Raw genomic sequence first — 19,003 nt, forward strand, 5'->3', positions numbered from 1 at the left:
TATTACTTATGGTAGACAAGGAGGGTTTAGAACAATAGAGAAGGGGGAATTTTTTATGACTGTTGTAATAGAACGTATTTCAAAAGAAGCTATACCGAAGTCTTTATTACTACTTGCTGATCCAAGTGAACAGCAAATTGATGCATATGTACAAAGAGGATTAACATACGTAGCTAAGCAAGAGGATAATGTAATCGGTGTATATGTGATTTTGGAAACAAGGCCGAAGACGATGGAAATTATGAATATTGCGGTTGTAGAGCATTTGCAAGGAAAAGGGATTGGAAAGAAGCTAGTAAGTCATGCTATAGAAACTGCTAAAGGATATGGTATGTCAAAACTTGAAGTTGGTACAGGCAATTCTAGTGTTTCACAACTTGCTTTATATCAAAAATGTGGATTTCGTATTTTTTCTATTGATTTTGATTACTTTTCGAAGCATTATGAAGAAGAGATTATTGAAAATGGGATTGTATGCCGTGATATGATTCGGCTTGCAATGGAATTAAATCAGAACGTATAACTTATTTAGGGGGAAGAGAAGATGGAAGTACATAAAGCAATTACAGCACATTCTCGTAAACAAAATGAAAGTGTAAAAGCATGTTTACAATTAGATGCGCAGCGTGAAGCAGCTATTGAAGCAGCCGTATCTCTTGCGTCAAATGGGAAAGAATTTTCGGTTGATGTCATTAATGTTGTAACGAAGCAAATTAATGCTCTTGCAAAAAATGGTGTTACACTAGAGCGTAAATATGTTACAAAAGAAATGGTTATGGAGTATGTAAGTCGTTTGAAAGAGAAAGAAGGTCGTTAAAGATGTTAGTTACAGTCGAATGGTTACGTGAGCATATAAAAGATGAGAACGTCCGTATAATCGATTGTCGTTTTGATTTAGCGAATCCTAATTGGGGTAGAGAAAAGTATGAGGAAGAACATATTCCTCATGCATTATATTTTGATTTGAATGTAGATTTATCAAGTCCTATAACAGAACATGGTGGTCGCCACCCGTTACCAAATATTGAGGAGTTTGCAGACAAGCTTTCGCAAGCTGGTATTGATGAACACACGAAAGTGATTGCATATGACAGTGAAGCGGGTGCAAATGCTTCTCGTCTTTGGTGGTTATTAAACTATGTAGGACATGAGAAAGTATATATATTAGATGGCGGATTTCCAGCATGGAAAGAGAATGGACTACCGGTAACAACGGAAATTTCTGTTGCTAAACGAAAAGCATTCAAAGCAAATGTACAAAATCATATGCTTGTAACGATGGAAACGGTGAGAGAGAATATTTATGCAGGTGCAGATGTTACGTTAATTGATTCTAGAGAGCCAAAACGTTATGCTGGTGTAGAGGAACTTGTTGATCCGAAAGCAGGACACATTCCAACAGCAGTAAATTATTTTTGGAAGGATGGAATGCTGCAATCAGGACAATTTAAGAATGAAGCTCAGCAACAAGAACGATTCCAAAATCTTTCGAAAGATAAGGAAACAATTGTATATTGTGGTTCTGGTGTTACAGCATGTCCAAATATCGTTGCATTGAAATTAGCTGGATTCCAGAATGTTAAATTGTATGCAGGTAGCTGGAGTGATTGGATTTCTTATCCAGAAAATCAAATTGCAAAAGAAGAAGATTAATCACTTGCATGCAAAAATAATTTGTATTAAAATAAGGTCACAAGCAAGAGATTGCTCGAAAAACTTTGTATTTTACACATTGGAAACAATGTGATAATATAACGACAAGTAAATAATACATCCTGCGGTGTACGTAACTTATTTATGTCTAAAACCGATGTTAGTTATACGGAAGCTCAATATTTAGCGACCATCATCAAGCCTTCCTTGTGGAGGAAGATGTACGGTAACTGTGAGGGCATCCACCTGCGAGTAGCGGGTTTTTGGACATTTACGAGGAGCGGCACGTGCGGGGGTCTTATTTCAACTAACATTATATAAAATTCCTACGGTGTACGTAGCTTATGCATGTCTTAAACCAATAAGTTTAATATGGAAGTTCAATATTTAAATGTAGCTAACATGCCATCTTTTTAAGAAGGAAGTTACAAACATTTGTGAGAGCATCCACCTGTGAGAGCAGGTTTATGGACATCTAGAGAGAACGGCATATGTGGGGCTAAATAAAAACCTTACGTTTTATACGTAAGGTTTTTTTGTTGCATACATATATCCATGTTATCTCGATTCACCTGTGAAGTTTCCGTAATAAATATAGCACTTTCTGTCTTTATTATATCTAGGTTAGTTTGTTATACCTTTCGAAAAAAATGTAGGCTACTGTTGACATCTATTTTAAATAAGAGTAACATTTTCTATGTAATAAAAATAAGTCTCTGTTAGGTGAGGCTCCTGTATAGAGAAATGCTACTGCCCAAAAATGTCGAGAGACGCCAATGGGTCAACAGGAATGATCGAATTAAGGTTTTTCTTAACGTAGCTGGTAATGTACCTATGCTATACAGTGCTAAAACTCGGCGAGGGAGAGGTCCGTAGATTTCTAATTGTATTAGGAATCGTTTATTTGTGTATGTCATGGCCTTTACTCTTTTCGGAGTAAAGGTCTTTTTGTTGCAAAGCTATGAGTAATTTCATAGTATAAACTATAAAATAAAACGAGGAGGTGAGGAGCATGTCAAATTCTGACTCGGTTCCGTTACCCATATACTTCAAATCAAAAATATATGATGTAGGCAGGAAACGACTTGTTCCTCCCTTTATATTTATCATCATGTAGCGTTTATATGTATGTTTAAGCGCTAAATACTTTCACAGTAAAGTAGATAAATTGAGAAACAAAGCGTTTCTTCCTACGTTGTAAAGGAGGAGACGATAATATGTTATATGCAAACAAAACTGTGGGTAACACGTCATATAAATTAAGTAAAAAATCAATGAAAGAACAAACATTGCTTCAAAAAAATAAAGATTTATTAATTGAAATCGCAACGAGAGATGTAAAATCTGTATTTGCGTATTTTAAAACAACAAGAGATGGATTATCTATGAAAGAGGCACAAAAACGTATTCAAGTATACGGCCGAAATGAATTAACTTCAAAAAGAGCTCGTATTGCGGAAGTAATGATGAAGCTAAGTGGAATGATCCCAGGTTTTTCAAAACAACATGTGAGAGATGGATTACAATGTGAAAAGATTACTGTGTCTCGAGTAGAATGTTCTAGTGTAACAGGTTTAAATGGTGAATTAAAAATGATGGATTTGCCAGTACAAGAGCTTGTTCCTGGGGATATAATTTTCCTTTCAGAAGGTGACACAGTACCAGCAGATGTACGTATCATTTATGCAAATGATTTATTAGTAAATGAATCTGTACTAACAGGAAATGATGCGAGTATTGAGAAGTTTGAAAGCTGCTATCATCTTGAGCGCAAACGATTTATTCCTTTAAAAAGAATGAAAGACTATAATCCACTTGAACTTGAAAATGTATGTTTCAAAGGAACGTATATTGTTGGTGGAAATGCGAAAGCTGTAGTAGTTTCAACTGGGAAAAATACGTATACAGGGATTCTTCATACTTGTTGTAGTAGAACGTCTTAATGTGTAAATGATGCTAAATATACAAAAACAATGTATAATAGACAAAGTTGAAAAACGTAGAATGGTAATCTATTTATATAACCTTACGTGATGACGTGAGGTTATTATTTTTTTGGTAGGAGAGGAATTATGAAAAAAGTATTATTAGTTGATGGTATGGCACTATTATTTCGTGCTTTTTATGCAACAAGTGTCTATGGACAGTTTATGAAACGACAAGATGGTACCCCTACAAATGGGATTCATGGTTATATGAAACATTTATTAACGGCAATGCAAGCAATTGAACCGACACATATCGTAACATGCTGGGATATGGGAAGTACAACATTTAGAACAGAATCGTTCTCAAATTATAAAGCGAATCGTGCAGCGCCGCCTGAAGAATTAATTCCGCAATTTGATCTAGTGCAAGAAATGACTGCAAAATTATCTGTTCCAGTTATCGGTCTGAAAGGGTATGAAGCGGATGATTGTATCGGTACACTAGCAAAACAATATTGCAATGAAGCGGAAGTTTATATTTTAACAGGTGATACGGATTTACTTCAGCTTGTTGATAAGAACGTTACAGTTATGCTTCTGCGCAAAGGAATTGGAAATTACGAGTATTACACACCGGGGAAAATTATGGAAGAAAAAGGTGTAGAACCGTGGCAAATTGTTCATGCGAAAGCTTTTATGGGAGATACAAGTGATAATTATCCAGGTGTAAAAGGTATTGGTGAAAAAACAGCGTATAAGCTTATTCAAGAACACGGAACAGTATCAACTGTACTAGAAAACATAACATCATTAACGAAAGCGCAACGTACGAAGATTGAAAGTGATTTAGAGAATTTAAATATTTCATTACAATTGGCACAAATTCATTGTGAAGTTCCTATTTCATGTTCACTAGAAGAAGGATTACACACAATAGATGAAGAAAAATTACGATTCGTTTGTGAAGAAATGAATTGGGGAAGACCTGAAATATTAATCAATATGTTGTAAATACTCGAAAGACCGATTAAAAGTAAAATGAATCGGTCTTTCTTTTTTTGTTCACAAAGTTGTCAGAAAATAAACGGAATTTTCATATGAAGTTCAAATAGAATTCACAACAATCAATTATTATAAGAACAACCAGATAATTCATTATCTTTTATCCCACTTTAATGGGCAGTAAGACCCCCATCTTAAAATTCAGCGAAAGCAAAGAAGTTAGGTGGGGGATCAACTGCCCATAAAAGTCCGATTGGTTCAACTAATAATCAGTGGGGGATGAAGAAAACCCCCACTGATTAAAGTTTCACTTTATATAAATCATCCCCCAAGGAGGACAATGAAAATGAGAAAAAAAGTGAGAAAATCTTTTAAACAATTATTAATTGAAAATAAACAATCACTATTAAATAATAAAGAAAATATGAAAGAAATTGAGGAACGAATTGAGAAACGACATGTAGCATATCAAGTTGCTAGTAATTGAGTATAATAATTTTCCCTATGAAAAAAGCTTGTAGTTTAGAGACTATCCAAACTACAAGCTTTTTCTTTTGTATTACTTCCACCAAATCCAAGCCCAAAAGTAATTTCGTACATTTCGAGGAGTAATCCGTATGAAGCGTTCACCGTCAAAGAAGCAATTCAAATTTGGAAGTGTTTCATCTGGATTTTCTGGAACAAAGGTGACGATGTTTTCGTTACTTCTAATGGGTACTGTAATGGGTAGGTAGTGAAATTTGAAGCTGTACTATTTTAATCACAAGATAGATAGTTGCCATCCTAAAAAAGATTAGCACTATTAGCAGGGATGTTTAAAATAGCGATAGAACTATTTTGTGTATGGTTAATAATGTTGCATTAGCATGATTTTAATTATTATTGTACTTAATTCTTATAGGTATGTTGTCACCTCATATAGTCTTGGTCAAAATAGGATATGCGTGACAAATAAAGGGTAACATGTACAAGTTGAATTGGGAAGATGGATTTAAATGTCTAGATAAGGGGATGGAGTATGATTGAATTGGAATTTAGCGTGGAGCGTCTTAGGGAAGAACAAATAGGCGATATTGTAGCATTATCATCTTATATTGGTTGGGATTATAACAGGGAAGAAGTTGAAGCAATTTTTAACTCAGGTATTGTATACGGCGTATGGAATGAGAGAAAGGAACTTATTGCTAGCGCAGCAATAATATTATATGGGGAGGCGTTGGCATCTATCGGAATGGTAATTGTACATCCAGATTATAAGGGAAGAGGAATTGGAAAGATGATTACAAATTCATGCATGAATAGCGTATCAGCTCAAACTCCATTTATGCTTATTGCTACGGATGAAGGGAAACCTTTATATGAAAAATTAGGATTTAGGGCAGTAAGTTATGTTTCTAAATACATATGTAACTCATACAATGCGAATGATTATTGTGTAAGAAATGAAGATTATGTGATGAATTATGAAGAGGATGAGTTAGAAAAAATAATAAAAATAGATGAATATGCGTTTGGAACAAATAGAAAAGAGTTTTTAAAGAAAAGAATTATGCAAAGTGAACAGTGTATCGTTGTAAAGGACAAGGAACAAAATGTATTAGGTTACGGTTTAAGCATACAAACACCAGAAAATAAAATAATAGGACCGGTTGTTGCTAAAAATGATGAGATGGCAATGAGAATTGTACATGATTTAGCAAAAGGGCATAATGGTAAATTAAGAATTGATGTACTAGAAGGAAAGAAAGATTTCATGAAAGTATTAGAGATTACTGGTTTTAAAAAGGTGAATACACCACCAATTATGATGAAAAATAGCGGTCAATTATTAAAAAGGAATAATGAGTTATATAGCATTGCAGCACAAATTTTTGGGTGAAAAAGAATCCTTCTGAACGAAGGATTCTTTTTCGCTAATCACGATATTGATCATGAGTCGGCTGAAAGAGGTCTTCCTCGATATCCCTCACCATAGAAAAATGATCAACGTTATAATGCCCATGTAAAGTTTTATTGTGGTGACCAATAATTTGCTCTGCAGACAATACGTCAGAATCAGTTGTGGAATGACCGTTTTTAATTAATGTAACATCAAAGCCTTGTACAGTTGCTGTCCTTACAGCGGTATCAATACAATGCTCTGTTTTACATCCACCGATAACGATATGGTTAATCTTTTCTTCTTTTAAAAGTTCAAGTAAAGAAGTGCCATAGAATGCATTTGTTGCTGCTTTATTAATAAGGATTGCAGACTGAGGTACTTGGATTTTATTATGTACTTCAAAGCCTACGCCGCTACCAGAAGCAACATCGATATCTCTTACGAAAACAATAAGGGCATTGGAATCTATTGCTTTCTGCACGGCTGTATTTAATGTAGATAATAATTCGGTTTTACGAAAAACTTCACTTTCTTGTTCATTTCCATCCATTAATTCTTGCTGCGCATCGATAATTAATAGTGCTTGTTTCATCATGTCTCCCCTTTAATATGGAATAAGTTCCACGGTACATATTCCTTCATATTGTAAAGAAATCCTCCATTTATAAACGAAGTAGATGATTGATTTACAAAGTTGTCAAAGAAATTTCATTCTCATGGCGTATAAAAACATGTATGATAGGAAGTGGAGAATTTTTGAGTAGGTGGGAATAACATGCAAACAGTAGAAGATTATCTTTCATTCTTACATACGAAAGGATTTAAATTATCAGAGGAAGCACAAGGATTTATTATGTTCGGACAAGGATATACGGGTGCATCTGATGGCATTGTAAACGCAGCAATAGAAGCGACAATTAAGCATCAATTGCAGTTTGATGGCAGTTATTTTGTTGCGTTATTAGAACGATTGAAAGAAGAAGAGATTACAGATAAAAAAAGCGCTAAGGCTTTTATGCGGAAGTTACAAGCGTAACTTCACGCAGCCTGCGCTTCTTTTTTTGTTTTAGAAGGTAATTCAACAAAAACCATGCCTAGGAAAATACAGAGGCATCCGATAATAGCGGAAATAGAAAGTTGTTCGTTTGCAACGAGAACGCCTGTTAAGGCAGCGAAAACGGGCTCCATTGCGAAAATAATTGCTACTCTCGTTGGAGACGTATGTTTTTGTGCTGATGTTTGAATGAAAAAAGCAATGGATGTCGCGAACAGGGAAGTTAGAAATAGAGCAAATAAAAAGGAAGCATTCGTCCATAGTGCTACTGAAAATAATTTTTCCCAATCTTCAAACAAAAAGGCGCAAATAGAAGAAAACATACCGACAGCTAATACTTGCGATGTGCTTAACAATAAAGGTGATATTTTTTTAGAGAAGAAGCCGTTAACGAGAATATGAGCAGCGAAAGCAACTGCACAACCGAGAACGAGTATATCTCCAATGTTTAATTGAAAAGAATCACCTGCTGTTAATAAATATAAACCCGCTGTTGCTACAGCAATGCCAATTACGATAAAAATAGTAGCTTTTTGTTTTAAAAAGATAAAAGACAAGATTGGTACCATAACGATACTAAGCCCTGTTAAGAAACCAGCTTTTGAAGAAGTTGTATAAAGTAAGCCGAATGTTTGTAATACATAGCCAACGCATAAAAAGAATCCAACGGTTAATCCAGCGAGGCTACTCTGTTTTATATCTTGTTTTGAAGTTTTTTTGGAGAAAATCATTTGAACGAATAATAAAATGATTCCAGCGAATAAAAAGCGTATACCATTAAATGTAAATGGACCAACGAAAGACATAGCATTTTGAACGACGACAAATGTAGCTCCCCAAATAAAAGACACAAATAATAAAGCAAGAGGAGCAATCCAATCTTTTTTCACACTCATACCCCCGTTAATTTTGTAAGATAGCTTTTCTAGCTAATTCATCAGCAACTTTATTTTGACTACTTGGAATCCACTTAATAAAAAAGAGATCGAAACTTTTTATGTACTGCAGTGCTTCCTCTAATAGTGGTGCAAACATTTTATTTTTTGCGTATTCTTTTTCGACAGCTCGCTCAACAAGTTGCGAATCTGTACGAAAAGAGACAATGTTATAATTATGCTCCGTGCAATATTTTAATGCCGCAAGTAAAGCGTGGTATTCCGCTTCATGATTGGACATTGTCCCAAGGGGGAATGATAATTGTACAGCGGGTTGAACCCCTTTAATAAATACGCCTGCACCAGAAGGACCAGGATTTCCTTTTGATGCACCATCAATATATACTTCAATCAAAATGAGAAACCTCCAAATGATAAGATGATCCCCTACCTATATGTTTCATTGAAGTAGGGGATAGAGTAACTTAGCCGATTGTAATACTATAACGACATGTAAATGTTTCATGCGCTTGTAAAGATTGAATTCCTTTTTTTTCCTTGAAATCTTTTGCTGGATTTACTTCATCAGCAATTCCGTACCAAGGTTCAATACATAAGAAAGGTGCATTCTCGCCTGGTGTCCATACGCCGACAAATGGGAATCCATCAAATTCTACTTTTACGAATTTATTATGTTTATGAGAACGGATGGAGATTTCATCTGTATTCATATTTTCAAAAATAAGTGCATCGTTTTTAAATAGGTCGTATGTAAGTGGCAACTCATTCGTACTTTCAGCAATTAGTTGCTTCTTATTTGAAAGGTAAGGTCCTTCTAATACGCTCGTTTCTAAACGCTCTGAACCATTAAAAGATAGATGGTAATCTGTAAATGACTCGCCCTCTAATAACGGGAAATTGAAACCAGGATGTGCTCCGATTGAGAAGAACATCTCTTTTGAAGCAGGGTTATTCACTTCGTATGTTACATGAACGGTTTGTCCGTCTAGTTCATAAGAAACGAGTAATTCGAATTCGTATGGGTATTTTTTTAATGTTTCTTCATTACTAGTTACAATGTAGGTGATTTTCGTTTCACTTTGTTCTTCTACAGAGAATGTAAGATCACGAGCAAAGCCGTGTTGTGTTAAAGAATAAGGTTTACCATCTACGTAGTATGTATTATCTACTAATCGGCCGACGATTGGGAATAAAATTGGTGCACGGCGTCCCCAATAAGTAGCATCACCTTGCCATAAGTATTCTGTATTGTCTTCTTTTAAGCGAACGCTTTGTAATTCTGCACCTTTGTCAGAGATGGTAACGATCACTTTTTCATTTTGAATTGTTGCAGTCATGAAGTAAAACCTCCTAAATCTTTCATATATTTCATTATACGTTGTCTAAAAGAAAAAGGGTAGTTCATGGTAGGAATCTATTGACGAAAGGGGGGCTACCGCGTAAAATATAATCTTGTTGCTAAAAAAACGAATAACGTGGTTCGAAACCATCCCACGTAAAAAAACTAAGGAGATTTTGTCATGAATATTAGAACTTTAGTCGGTAATGGTATTTTAGCGGCATTATATATTGCTGTTTCTATGCTTATTCAGCCATTTGGCTTTACGAATGTACAGTTTCGTATTTCAGAGATGTTTAATCATCTCGTTGTATTTAATAAGAAAGCAATTTACGGAATTGTATTAGGTGTATTTTTAACGAATCTCTTTTTCTCACCTATGATCGCTTACGATTTAGTATTTGGAGTAGGGCAATCTATTCTTGCATTAGTTGCAACGATTATTTCTATGCGATTTATTAAAGGTGTTTGGGCTCGTATGATTTTTAATACAGTTATTTTTACAATTACAATGTTTATGATTGCAATTGAACTTCATCTTGCATTTGATTTACCATTTATGTTGACTTGGTTAACATGTGCAATCGGTGAATTTGTTGTCATGGCGATTGGTATGCCTGTAATGTACTGGATTAATAAACGAGTACAATTTGAAAGATTTATGTAATAGATGAAAGAGCTATTCCTATAGGGATAGCTCTTTTTGTATGTAATCACATTGAATATAATGCTGTGACTATTGATAAAATATAATAAAATAAAGTGAGGCTTTCATTAGCTGGCTACATATAAGAAGTCTTACATAAGGGGAATCTAGTATGAAATATAAAATTCATTGGTTGTATAAAACAAAGCGCGGTTTGCAGACGGACTTAACGACAGATTATATGAACATAGAAGAAGTACTTCAATTTGCAGAGGATTTCGAGAAAACAGGAAGAGTAAAAGAACTATTATTTTATGATGAAATGGATGCAGAATGGTCATTAAAAGAAATGAAAAAATTGAGTAAGCAAGTGGAGGATGAGCCTCAAGAAATACTCGTTTATTTTGATGGTGGTTATGATGTGCAGACGAAAGAAGCTGGAGTAGGTATATGTGTGTACTATAAAAAAGGAAATAAAAACTACCGAATTCGCCGTAATGCATATATAGAAGGCATATATGATAATAATGAAGCGGAATATGCATCATTACTATATAGCATGAATATACTCGAGGAATTAGGGATTAAGTATGAAGCGGTCACGCTTCGCGGAGATTCTCAAGTTGTACTGCAGCAATTGGCTGGAGAATGGCCTTGTTATGATGAACATTTAAATCATTATTTAGATCAAATTGAGCAAAAGGCGAAGCAAATGAAATTAAAACTTGTATGTGAGCCTATATCAAGAAAACAAAATAAAGAAGCACATCAATTAGCTACGCAAGCATTAGAAGGAACAGTGATTGATAGTCATAAAGAAATAACCGAATAGAGAGGTGCAAGAGTGGATAAAAAGCAACTCATTACAGAGGTAAATGACTTATTAGAAACGTATTGTGAAGGATGTTTTTTGCGAGAACATAATCGAAAGACAAATAGTAAGTATTATGCTCATTCCTTTTGTATAAGACAATGTACAGTTGGAGAAACATTGAAAAAATATGGGGAACAGTTGTCATGAAAAAATATCCAGAGAAAACTCTCTGGATGTTTTTTAGTGCTTCGCTTCATTTAATTGATGCTCACACTCGCTTAATTTCTTTTCCTCATTTATTAAAAATGGCTCGTCTAAATCTGTTGCAACAGATTTCATAATTTCAAGCTGAGAGCGAGCTGCTTCTACAGCAGTAGTCGCATGCTCTAATGTATCTGGATCCATTGAAATTGTCGCTGATCCTACCATTTTTTGTGCTGTTTCTACACGGAATTTCACTTCTTCAAAATCATTTACTTCTGATCCCATTAATAATTCCTCCTTTGTATAGTGCGCATTTCACATAGTTTTTGCTCTGGAAAACGGAAATATACAAAGGAATAACAAAGGAGGTTACCAAGTAAGGTAACCTCCTGTCATATGTTGGATTAAAGTTTTACTACGTTAGCAGCTTGAGGTCCACGGTTTCCTTCAGTGATATCGAAAGATACTTCTTGACCTTCTTCTAAAGCTTTGTAGCCTTCGCCTTGAATAGCAGAGAAATGTACGAATACATCGTCAGCGCCTTCAATTTCGATAAATCCAAAACCTTTTTCGTTGTTAAACCATTTTACTTTTCCTTGCATGTTACAATTCCTCCTAGAAAACATTTACGTTTTTTCATTTAGTGAAATTCATTTGAAAAGATAATATAAACTAAAAATGCTATAATCTTGAATATTCTGCTAAATGATTAATTTAAATATACACGAATTGGGAGAATTTAGTCAAGTAAGCGATTTTATTTTTTTGTATTTTTAAATAATTTTTTAGCCAAATTTTTTAATAGGTATAGGACAGGCCGAGTATGTAATAGTCTTAATTGAACGCTATACATAATGAGGTGAAAGAATGAATGAGTCTTATTTATTAGATAATGAAGCAATGAGAACGAGAAACGACATACCGAATTGGGTTGCAAAGGAATTTCAAAATTTTTCGAGTGTTGTGCTAGAACCAACTTTTCCGTGCTATTTCGGCTTAACAGCTTTAAAAAAGAATGAACTTCGTTATTCATTTCTCTCTCATAATGATTGGAGTCATTTGCCACATACAATGTTATCTTTTTTAGAGTTAATGAAAGAGCGTCCAATTGTAAGAAGAGGATTTTTTCTTTTTGTAGAACCGGAATGTGAGGAGCAATCACTGGAATATTACCGTGATTACTTTTGGAAAGTACTACAATATTTACATGAAAACGATAAGGAAACATGGCCAAAGCAAATTCCTGAAGACCCAGATCATTACTTATGGGAATTTTCATTTGGCGGGGAACCGATATTCGCATTTGGAAACGCACCAGCCTATAAACAACGAAAAACTAGGCATTTAGGAAATTCTCTCGTTATTGGATTTCAGCCACGTACTATATTTGATGGATTAGAAGGAGATCGTCCTAAAGGAGCATATTCTAGGCAAACGGTCCGTGAGCGAGTTGAAAAGTGGGATCAGCTGCCGAAACATCCTAACATTAGTCATTATGGTGATCCGGATCATCGTGAATGGAAACAATACTTTATAGGAGACGATGTAGAACCGTTAAAAGGAAAATGTCCTTTTCTTCATAAGATAGAAAAGTAAGAGTCATCATCTGGATGGCTCTTTTGCATATTTTGGATAAAAAAGGGTATTTTAGTAGTAAATATTTTGAGGAAAGCTAGTCTATTTTTAATTATTACATCATTACTTAATAGTAAAGGAAGTAGAAAGGATAGAGTGATGTTTGGAGCAATTATACAACAAATTGTATTAGGTATTTCATTAGCTGCGCCAGTAGGTCCGATTAATATTGAAATGTTAAAACGAGGAATTGAACGAGGTTTTTGGCATGCGTGGGTTGTTGGAATTGGTGGAATGACAGCAGATATTTTGTTTATGCTTCTCATCTATTTCGGTTTATCTTCTCTGTTTATGTATACATATGTACAAGCTTTTATGTATTGCACAGGGTTTTTCTTATTATTTTATTTAGGATTTCAAAGTGTAAAACAAGGAATTTCTCAATCGAATATGGAATATAAAAAAGAAGAGGTAGGCGGCCTTAAACAATCGTTTATGGCAGGTTTTTTAATTGCGATATCCAATCCATTAAATCTTGTTTTTTGGTTTGGTATATATGGAAGTACACTTAGCTCATTGCTTACGAAGGTAACGAAACAAGAAGCCTTTTTGTACAGTCTTTGTATTATCGTTGGTATTATTTTATGGAATGTAAATATTGCTTTTTCTGTCCATTTTGGCAGAACATTATTAAAGCAAAAAGCACTTGGCTATATAACAGCCGGAGCAGGTATTATTTTAGTAGGATATTCTATCCATTTTGCATACAAAGCTTTACAGTTGTTCACATAAGATTGAAGGGGAGATTTTTATGTATCGAACCACTATTGACGGAAAAGAAATCATTATTACGTTAGCACCAAAAATCAGAAAAGAAATTACTGATAGAAATCCACTATATGAAGCGGTATTTCATAATGCAGCAAGATTACTACAAACAAAGCAACCAACGTTTGCTGTAAATCATGAAATATTTGGACTTATCATTGGAGAGGTACAAAGAGGAGAAGTAACAGTGTTTGCGGTAGAACATATTATTCCAAAGCAAAATATATTTGGACCGAACAATTTTTTCTCGACAATAGAGCAACAGGCAAATTTGTAAAGCGTATAGAATAAGATATAGAAAAGAAATAGTCGTAACGATATGTTGCGACTGTTTTTTTTGAAAAGGGGGAAGGAAGATGAAGAGGGTGGGGAAAGAGTTCTTTTTACAACATGATATCGTTATTATGTATAGTATTTTATTTGTTTTTATCATTATTTTAAAAATGCAATTTTTCACATGGATCGGTTTGTTAGCATGTTTGTTTGGGATTATTTTTTATACGCTAAACGAATATATGACACACCGTTTTTTATTTCATTTAAAACCACCTAAAAACGTATTTTTATTAAAAATGCTAAGAAGATTACATTATGACCATCACGTATATCCAGATGATTTAAAACTTTTATTTTTGCCTGTATGGTTTAGTATACCGAGCTTTACTATATATTTACTTATATCATACGTGATAACAAAAAGTGTTACCATTACACTTTCATTCGGAATCGGAATGATTATTATGCTTCTCGTTTATGAATGGAAACATTATATTGCACATAAGCCAATTCGTCCCGTCACCAAGTTTGGTAGGTGGCTAAAAAAACAGCACATATTACACCATTATAAAAATGAAAAGTTTTGGTTTGGTGTTTCAAATCCAGTATTCGATTTCATATTTGGAACACTTAAAGATGGAAAAGACGTTGAATTAAGCGAAACAGCTCGTAATTTAGAAAAAGAGAAAAAAACAGAAGTGGTGCGATAAGCACTACTTTTTTATTTTGTTTTAATGGGTATGAAAGCTTCACTGGCACGTAAATTTTATGTTGAAAAAGTATATTAAAAACTTAGGGGAAAATGCCGAAAAATGTCTATCGAAAAATCTTTGCAGGAATGTATGGATTGTCTAAAATGAAAATAAGTTTCTGAATATTTATAAAATTTAGTTTTTTGGTATACAAGGGGGAATTGTACTTTCAGTAAGAGAGGGGATTAGAGAATGAAACGAGATGATACGTCAGCACGTAAGTTACAAAATGAGGTGAATTATACAGAGGTTGTTCAGTCAGAAGAATTTCAATTGTTATTAAATACGAAAAAGAAGTTCATCGTTCCAATGAGTATTTTCTTTTTAAGTTTTTTTATTGCGTTACCTATTTTAACATCGTATTCAAAGGTACTCAATACACCGGCATTTGGTGATGTTACGTGGGCGTGGATATTTGCTTTTGCACAATTTATTATGACGTGGTCATTATGTATGATTTACAGCAAAAAAGCTGAATCCTTTGATAAAATCTCACAAAACATTCTGCAAGAGATGCAAAAAGGGAGGGGCTGACTTTGAATACAACCGCTTTTGCACTATTTTTAATCATCGTACTTGGTACACTCGTCATAACTTATTTTGCATCGAAGAAAACGAAAAATGCGAGTGAATTTTATACAGCTGGAGGGGGATTAACTGGTTGGCAAAATGGTCTGGCCATTGCGGGAGATTATATGTCTGCTGCGTCTTTTCTTGGTATAGCGGGAGCGATCGCGTTAACTGGGTTTGATGGTTTCTTCTATAGTATCGGTTTCTTAGTTGCTTATTTAGTTGTACTATACTTAGTTGCAGAGCCGCTTAGAAACTTGGGGAAATACACATTAGCAGATATGATTGCGGCGCGTTTTGATGCGAAAAAAGTTCGCGGAGTTGCAGCGCTTAATACGATGACGATATCCATTTTTTATATGATTGCACAATTAGTTGGTGCGGGTGCACTTATTAAATTATTATTAGGAATCGAATATACAACATCTGTATTAATCGTTGGTACACTTATGACTGTGTATGTTATTTTTGGTGGCATGACTGCGACGAGCTGGGTACAAATCGTTAAGGCTGTATTACTTATGGCTGGTACATTTATTATTTCTGTAATCGTTTTCGCCAAATTTAATTTCAGTGTGACGGAAATGTTCGCGCAAATGAAAACAGCTACTCCGTTAAAAGAGTCGTTTTTAAATCCCGGTGTAAAGTATAAAGATGGTCTTGATACGCTATCTTTAAATTTAGGACTAGTTCTTGGTACAGCAGGGTTACCACATATTCTTGTCCGCTTTTTTACAGTACGTGATGCAAAAACGGCACGTCAATCTGTTGTATATGCGACATGGTTAATTGGCGCATTTTATATTATGACGATTTTCTTAGGATTTGGGGCAGCAGCGTTTGTAGGAAATGAGGCAATTATTAAAGCAAATCCAGCTGGTAATATGGCAGCACCTTTATTAGCTAAAGCATTGGGCGGAGATTTCTTATTTGCTTTCGTATCAGCAATTGCTTTTGCAACGATTTTAGCTGTAGTGGCAGGCCTTGTATTAACAGCAGCATCCGCATTCGCACATGATTTTTATAATGAAATTATCCGTAAGGGGAAATCAACGGAAAAAGAGCAAGTATCCATGGCTCGTTATGCGTCTATTGGAGTAGCTGTATTATCTATTATACTAGCGTTATTTGCTCAAACATTGAACGTAGCATTTTTAGTTTCGTTAGCATTTGCAGTTGCAGCGAGTGCAAACTTGCCAGTTATATTATTCACAATATATTGGAAGCGCTTCAATACAACAGGTGCCATCTCTGGTATGATTGCTGGTCTTGTATCAGCTATTGTTCTTGTAGCGTTAAGCCCAAATGTATGGAACCCTGTAGCTGGAAAAGCTATATTTGTTGGGGAAGCGATATTCCCATATACGACACCTGGAATTATTTCGATTCCGCTCGGATTTCTTGCAGCGTATTTAGGAACTGTTTTATCTAGTAAGAAAGAAGATGCAGCGAAATTTGATGAAATTCTCGTGAAATCTAATACTGGGCATGGTATTAGTGACGCGTCTTCGCATTAAAAAAGAGGAGCTTTTCGATAGATAAGAAAAGCTCCTTTTTCTTTTGTCATTTTCTTGTAAATAATACTGCTTTGTAAGTAGGATTTGTCTTAATTTTGTGGAATGAAAATAAGCAGGGAGAAATTTAAATCATCATGGTACCAGCGCAGCTTTTGTGAAAAATAAGTTGTTATGGAAGGTGGAAGAAATGATGAAAACGAAACAGACTGATGAATTATTAGCAAAAGATGAGCAATATGTTTGGCACGGAATGCGTCCCTTTAGTCCAAATAGTACAATGGTAGGGGCAAAAGCAGAAGGGTGCTGGGTTGAAGATATACAAGGAAAAAGATATTTAGATGGTATGAGTGGTCTTTGGTGTGTGAATAGTGGATATGGCAGAAAAGAGCTTGCAGAGGCGGCCTATAAGCAATTACAAACATTATCATACTTTCCGATGTCACAATCACATGAACCGGCTATAAAGCTTGCAGAAAAATTAAATGAATGGCTTGGAGGAGAGTATGTTATTTTCTTCTCTAATAGTGGTTCGGAAGCGAACGAAACAGCTTTTAAAATAGCGAGACAATACTATGCGCAAAAAGGTGAACCACATCGTTATAAATTTATGTCACGTTACCGCGGCTATCATGGGAATACAATGGCAACGATGGCAGCGACGGGACAAGCACAGCGTAGATATCAATATGAGCCATTTGCTTCAGGATTTTTACATGTAACGCCGCCAGATTGTTATCGTATGCCTGGAATAGAAAGAGAGAACATTTATGATGTAGAATGTGTAAAAGAAGTAGATCGGGTCATGACATGGGAACTAAGTGAAACGATTGCAGCTTTTATTATGGAACCAATTATTACAGGCGGAGGCATTTTAATGCCGCCACAAGACTATATGAAAGCTGTTCATGAAACGTGTCAAAAACACGGTGCCCTGCTTATTAGCGATGAAGTGATTTGCGGTTTTGGACGTACAGGAAAGGCATTTGGATTTATGAATTATGATGTGAAGCCTGATATTATTACAATGGCAAAAGGCATTACGAGTGCATATTTACCATTATCAGCAACAGCTGTGAAAAAAGAAATATATGAAGCATTTAAAGGAAAGGGAGAATATGAATTCTTCCGTCATATTAATACATTTGGTGGAAATCCTGCAGCTTGTGCACTAGCACTTAAAAACTTAGAAATTATGGAAAATGAAAATTTAATTGAGCGATCTGCGCAAATGGGTTCTCTTTTATTAGAGCAATTAAAAGAAGAAATTGGGGAGCATCCACTTGTTGGAGATATTAGAGGAAAAGGTCTACTAGTGGGAATTGAACTAGTAAACGATAAAGAGACGAAAGAGCCAATTGATAACGACAAAATTGCAAGTGTTGTAAATGCTTGCAAAGAAAAAGGGTTAATTATAGGTAGAAACGGTATGACAACAGCAGGATATAATAACGTCTTAACATTAGCGCCACCACTTGTTATTTCAAGTGAAGAAATTGCCTTTGTTGTTGGAACGTTGAAGACAGCGATGGAACGCATTTAATGAATCGAGCGAGCTGTGATTACAGCTCGCTTTTGTTTATCCCACTTAATGGGCAGTAAGACCCCCACCTCAAAATGCAGCGAAAGCAAAGGAGTTAGGTGGGGGTCGGGCTGCCCATTAAAGTCCGATTGGTGAGGGCTGATTAAAGTTTCACTTTATTAGGTGAAATATGATACGTTTTCAAAGGGAGGGAAATTATTATGAAGAAATATGATCCTAGTCAACATTATCACATCGGATATTATGAAGATGGATATGATTTAGAAGTGACAGCGTACAAAAGAATACATGAACCAGTTTGGGATGCTTATATTCCACACTATGAGGTAGAAGATTTTTATAAGAAAGTGGAGGAAATGAAGCTAGGTGAATATGTAGATGATTATGGCATTATGGTGTATTCATTTCGTAATGATATTGATGATGATGAAGCGCGAATTATTTTTGAAAAATGGTTAAAAACGAACGGGATTGTTTAAAGATAAAACGAAAAAGAAGCCTACTATCTTATAAGATAGTAAGCTTCT

25 protein-coding genes, 2 other RNA genes and 2 riboswitches are annotated in these 19,003 nt (G+C 35.0%); of the genes, 21 read left to right on the forward strand and 6 right to left on the reverse strand.

What is annotated here, in order from left to right; genetic code table 11:
- Positions 1-55 precede the first annotated feature (55 nt).
- The 9 genes from RTP99_RS01575 (at position 56) to RTP99_RS01615 (ending at position 6,462) form a co-directional block, all read left to right on the forward strand.
- Positions 56-523: a GNAT family N-acetyltransferase gene (locus RTP99_RS01575; RefSeq protein ID WP_000219272.1), complete on the forward strand. Its 468-nt coding sequence runs from the start codon at positions 56-58 to the stop codon at positions 521-523.
- A 21-nt stretch (positions 524-544) separates the two neighbouring features.
- Positions 545-817, forward strand: a complete 273-nt coding sequence (locus tag RTP99_RS01580) for a YpbS family protein (RefSeq protein WP_000451811.1) — start codon at positions 545-547, stop codon at positions 815-817.
- A 2-nt stretch (positions 818-819) separates the two neighbouring features.
- Complete coding sequence (locus RTP99_RS01585) at positions 820-1,653, forward strand: sulfurtransferase (RefSeq protein WP_000961787.1); 834 nt, start codon at positions 820-822, stop codon at positions 1,651-1,653.
- Between the two features lie 116 nt (positions 1,654-1,769).
- Positions 1,770-1,952, forward strand: a non-coding RNA gene (gene ssrS / locus RTP99_RS01590) — 6S RNA.
- Positions 1,953-1,973: 21 nt separating this feature from the next.
- A non-coding RNA gene (ssrS, locus tag RTP99_RS01595) (6S RNA) lies at positions 1,974-2,157 on the forward strand.
- A 204-nt stretch (positions 2,158-2,361) separates the two neighbouring features.
- A riboswitch (M-box (ykoK) riboswitch) is annotated at positions 2,362-2,527 on the forward strand.
- A gap of 343 nt (positions 2,528-2,870) precedes the next feature.
- Positions 2,871-3,596, forward strand: coding sequence for a P-type ATPase actuator domain-containing protein (locus RTP99_RS01600; RefSeq protein WP_000964962.1), 726 nt, complete (start codon positions 2,871-2,873; stop codon positions 3,594-3,596).
- A 129-nt stretch (positions 3,597-3,725) separates the two neighbouring features.
- Positions 3,726-4,592, forward strand: a complete 867-nt coding sequence (locus tag RTP99_RS01605; protein WP_000757049.1) for a 5'-3' exonuclease — start codon at positions 3,726-3,728, stop codon at positions 4,590-4,592.
- A gap of 337 nt (positions 4,593-4,929) precedes the next feature.
- Positions 4,930-5,070, forward strand: coding sequence for an FbpB family small basic protein (locus tag RTP99_RS01610; RefSeq protein WP_001228043.1), 141 nt, complete (start codon positions 4,930-4,932; stop codon positions 5,068-5,070).
- A 531-nt stretch (positions 5,071-5,601) separates the two neighbouring features.
- Complete coding sequence (locus RTP99_RS01615; protein ID WP_000570998.1) at positions 5,602-6,462, forward strand: GNAT family N-acetyltransferase; 861 nt, start codon at positions 5,602-5,604, stop codon at positions 6,460-6,462.
- A 34-nt stretch (positions 6,463-6,496) separates the two neighbouring features.
- On the opposite strand, the gene RTP99_RS01620 is transcribed toward RTP99_RS01615, so the two are convergent.
- Positions 6,497-7,057 carry a cysteine hydrolase family protein gene (locus RTP99_RS01620; protein WP_000806356.1) on the reverse strand — a complete coding sequence of 187 codons (561 nt, stop codon included), beginning with the start codon at positions 7,055-7,057 and terminating at the stop codon, positions 6,497-6,499.
- A gap of 183 nt (positions 7,058-7,240) precedes the next feature.
- On the opposite strand from RTP99_RS01620, the gene RTP99_RS01625 reads away from it, so the two are divergent.
- Positions 7,241-7,501, forward strand: a complete 261-nt coding sequence (locus tag RTP99_RS01625; RefSeq protein WP_001195212.1) for a DUF6123 family protein — start codon at positions 7,241-7,243, stop codon at positions 7,499-7,501.
- A 2-nt stretch (positions 7,502-7,503) separates the two neighbouring features.
- Here RTP99_RS01625 and RTP99_RS01630 read toward each other — a convergent pair whose 3' ends face one another.
- From RTP99_RS01630 to RTP99_RS01640, 3 genes are all read right to left on the reverse strand, one after another.
- Complete coding sequence (locus RTP99_RS01630; protein ID WP_000711156.1) at positions 7,504-8,409, reverse strand: DMT family transporter; 906 nt, start codon at positions 8,407-8,409, stop codon at positions 7,504-7,506.
- A 13-nt stretch (positions 8,410-8,422) separates the two neighbouring features.
- Positions 8,423-8,809: a reverse transcriptase-like protein gene (locus tag RTP99_RS01635; RefSeq protein ID WP_000573869.1), complete on the reverse strand. Its 387-nt coding sequence runs from the start codon at positions 8,807-8,809 to the stop codon at positions 8,423-8,425.
- A gap of 70 nt (positions 8,810-8,879) precedes the next feature.
- Positions 8,880-9,752, reverse strand: coding sequence for an aldose 1-epimerase family protein (locus tag RTP99_RS01640; protein ID WP_000127430.1), 873 nt, complete (start codon positions 9,750-9,752; stop codon positions 8,880-8,882).
- A 132-nt stretch (positions 9,753-9,884) separates the two neighbouring features.
- A riboswitch (PreQ1 riboswitch) is annotated at positions 9,885-9,929 on the forward strand.
- A gap of 6 nt (positions 9,930-9,935) precedes the next feature.
- Between RTP99_RS01640 and RTP99_RS01645 the strand changes: the two genes are divergently transcribed.
- From RTP99_RS01645 to RTP99_RS01655, 3 genes are all read left to right on the forward strand, one after another.
- Positions 9,936-10,421, forward strand: coding sequence for a QueT transporter family protein (locus RTP99_RS01645; RefSeq protein ID WP_001026467.1), 486 nt, complete (start codon positions 9,936-9,938; stop codon positions 10,419-10,421).
- A 151-nt stretch (positions 10,422-10,572) separates the two neighbouring features.
- Complete coding sequence (locus RTP99_RS01650) at positions 10,573-11,232, forward strand: ribonuclease H family protein (protein WP_000875522.1); 660 nt, start codon at positions 10,573-10,575, stop codon at positions 11,230-11,232.
- Between the two features lie 12 nt (positions 11,233-11,244).
- Positions 11,245-11,421 (forward strand): zinc-finger domain-containing protein, encoded by a 177-nt coding sequence (locus RTP99_RS01655; protein WP_000358801.1) that lies wholly within the window; start codon positions 11,245-11,247, stop codon positions 11,419-11,421.
- Positions 11,422-11,454: 33 nt separating this feature from the next.
- Here the strand turns inward: RTP99_RS01655 and RTP99_RS01660 are convergent, their stop codons facing one another.
- Positions 11,455-11,703 carry a DUF2564 family protein gene (locus tag RTP99_RS01660; RefSeq protein WP_000534391.1) on the reverse strand — a complete coding sequence of 83 codons (249 nt, stop codon included), beginning with the start codon at positions 11,701-11,703 and terminating at the stop codon, positions 11,455-11,457.
- A 119-nt stretch (positions 11,704-11,822) separates the two neighbouring features.
- On the reverse strand, positions 11,823-12,020 hold the full coding sequence (gene cspB, locus RTP99_RS01665; protein WP_001161727.1) for a cold shock-like protein CspB: 198 nt from the start codon (positions 12,018-12,020) through the stop codon (positions 11,823-11,825).
- A gap of 265 nt (positions 12,021-12,285) precedes the next feature.
- Here cspB and RTP99_RS01670 point away from each other — a divergent pair, with 265 nt between their 5' ends.
- From RTP99_RS01670 to RTP99_RS01705, 8 genes are all read left to right on the forward strand, one after another.
- Positions 12,286-13,014: a YqcI/YcgG family protein gene (locus tag RTP99_RS01670; RefSeq protein WP_001005927.1), complete on the forward strand. Its 729-nt coding sequence runs from the start codon at positions 12,286-12,288 to the stop codon at positions 13,012-13,014.
- A gap of 138 nt (positions 13,015-13,152) precedes the next feature.
- Entirely contained in the window at positions 13,153-13,785 is a 633-nt protein-coding gene (locus RTP99_RS01675; RefSeq protein WP_000466557.1) for a LysE family transporter, read from the forward strand.
- A gap of 19 nt (positions 13,786-13,804) precedes the next feature.
- Complete coding sequence (locus tag RTP99_RS01680; RefSeq protein WP_000286361.1) at positions 13,805-14,098, forward strand: hypothetical protein; 294 nt, start codon at positions 13,805-13,807, stop codon at positions 14,096-14,098.
- 79 nt (positions 14,099-14,177) lie between these two features.
- Positions 14,178-14,807: a sterol desaturase family protein gene (locus tag RTP99_RS01685; RefSeq protein ID WP_000832152.1), complete on the forward strand. Its 630-nt coding sequence runs from the start codon at positions 14,178-14,180 to the stop codon at positions 14,805-14,807.
- A 234-nt stretch (positions 14,808-15,041) separates the two neighbouring features.
- Positions 15,042-15,383: a DUF485 domain-containing protein gene (locus tag RTP99_RS01690; RefSeq protein WP_000817374.1), complete on the forward strand. Its 342-nt coding sequence runs from the start codon at positions 15,042-15,044 to the stop codon at positions 15,381-15,383.
- Between the two features lie 2 nt (positions 15,384-15,385).
- The gene (locus tag RTP99_RS01695; protein WP_001098251.1) at positions 15,386-16,936 is read left to right on the forward strand and encodes a solute symporter family protein; all 1,551 of its coding nucleotides are present in this window, start codon (positions 15,386-15,388) and stop codon (positions 16,934-16,936) included.
- A gap of 190 nt (positions 16,937-17,126) precedes the next feature.
- Entirely contained in the window at positions 17,127-18,476 is a 1,350-nt protein-coding gene (locus tag RTP99_RS01700; RefSeq protein ID WP_000850971.1) for an aspartate aminotransferase family protein, read from the forward strand.
- Between the two features lie 200 nt (positions 18,477-18,676).
- Positions 18,677-18,955, forward strand: a complete 279-nt coding sequence (locus RTP99_RS01705) for a DUF3986 family protein (protein WP_000759691.1) — start codon at positions 18,677-18,679, stop codon at positions 18,953-18,955.
- Positions 18,956-19,003 lie beyond the last annotated feature (48 nt).

The organism is Bacillus sp. (in: firmicutes) (genome assembly GCF_031983925.1).
In the GTDB taxonomy this organism is placed as follows: Bacteria; Bacillota; Bacilli; order Bacillales; family Bacillaceae_G; genus Bacillus_A; species Bacillus_A pacificus.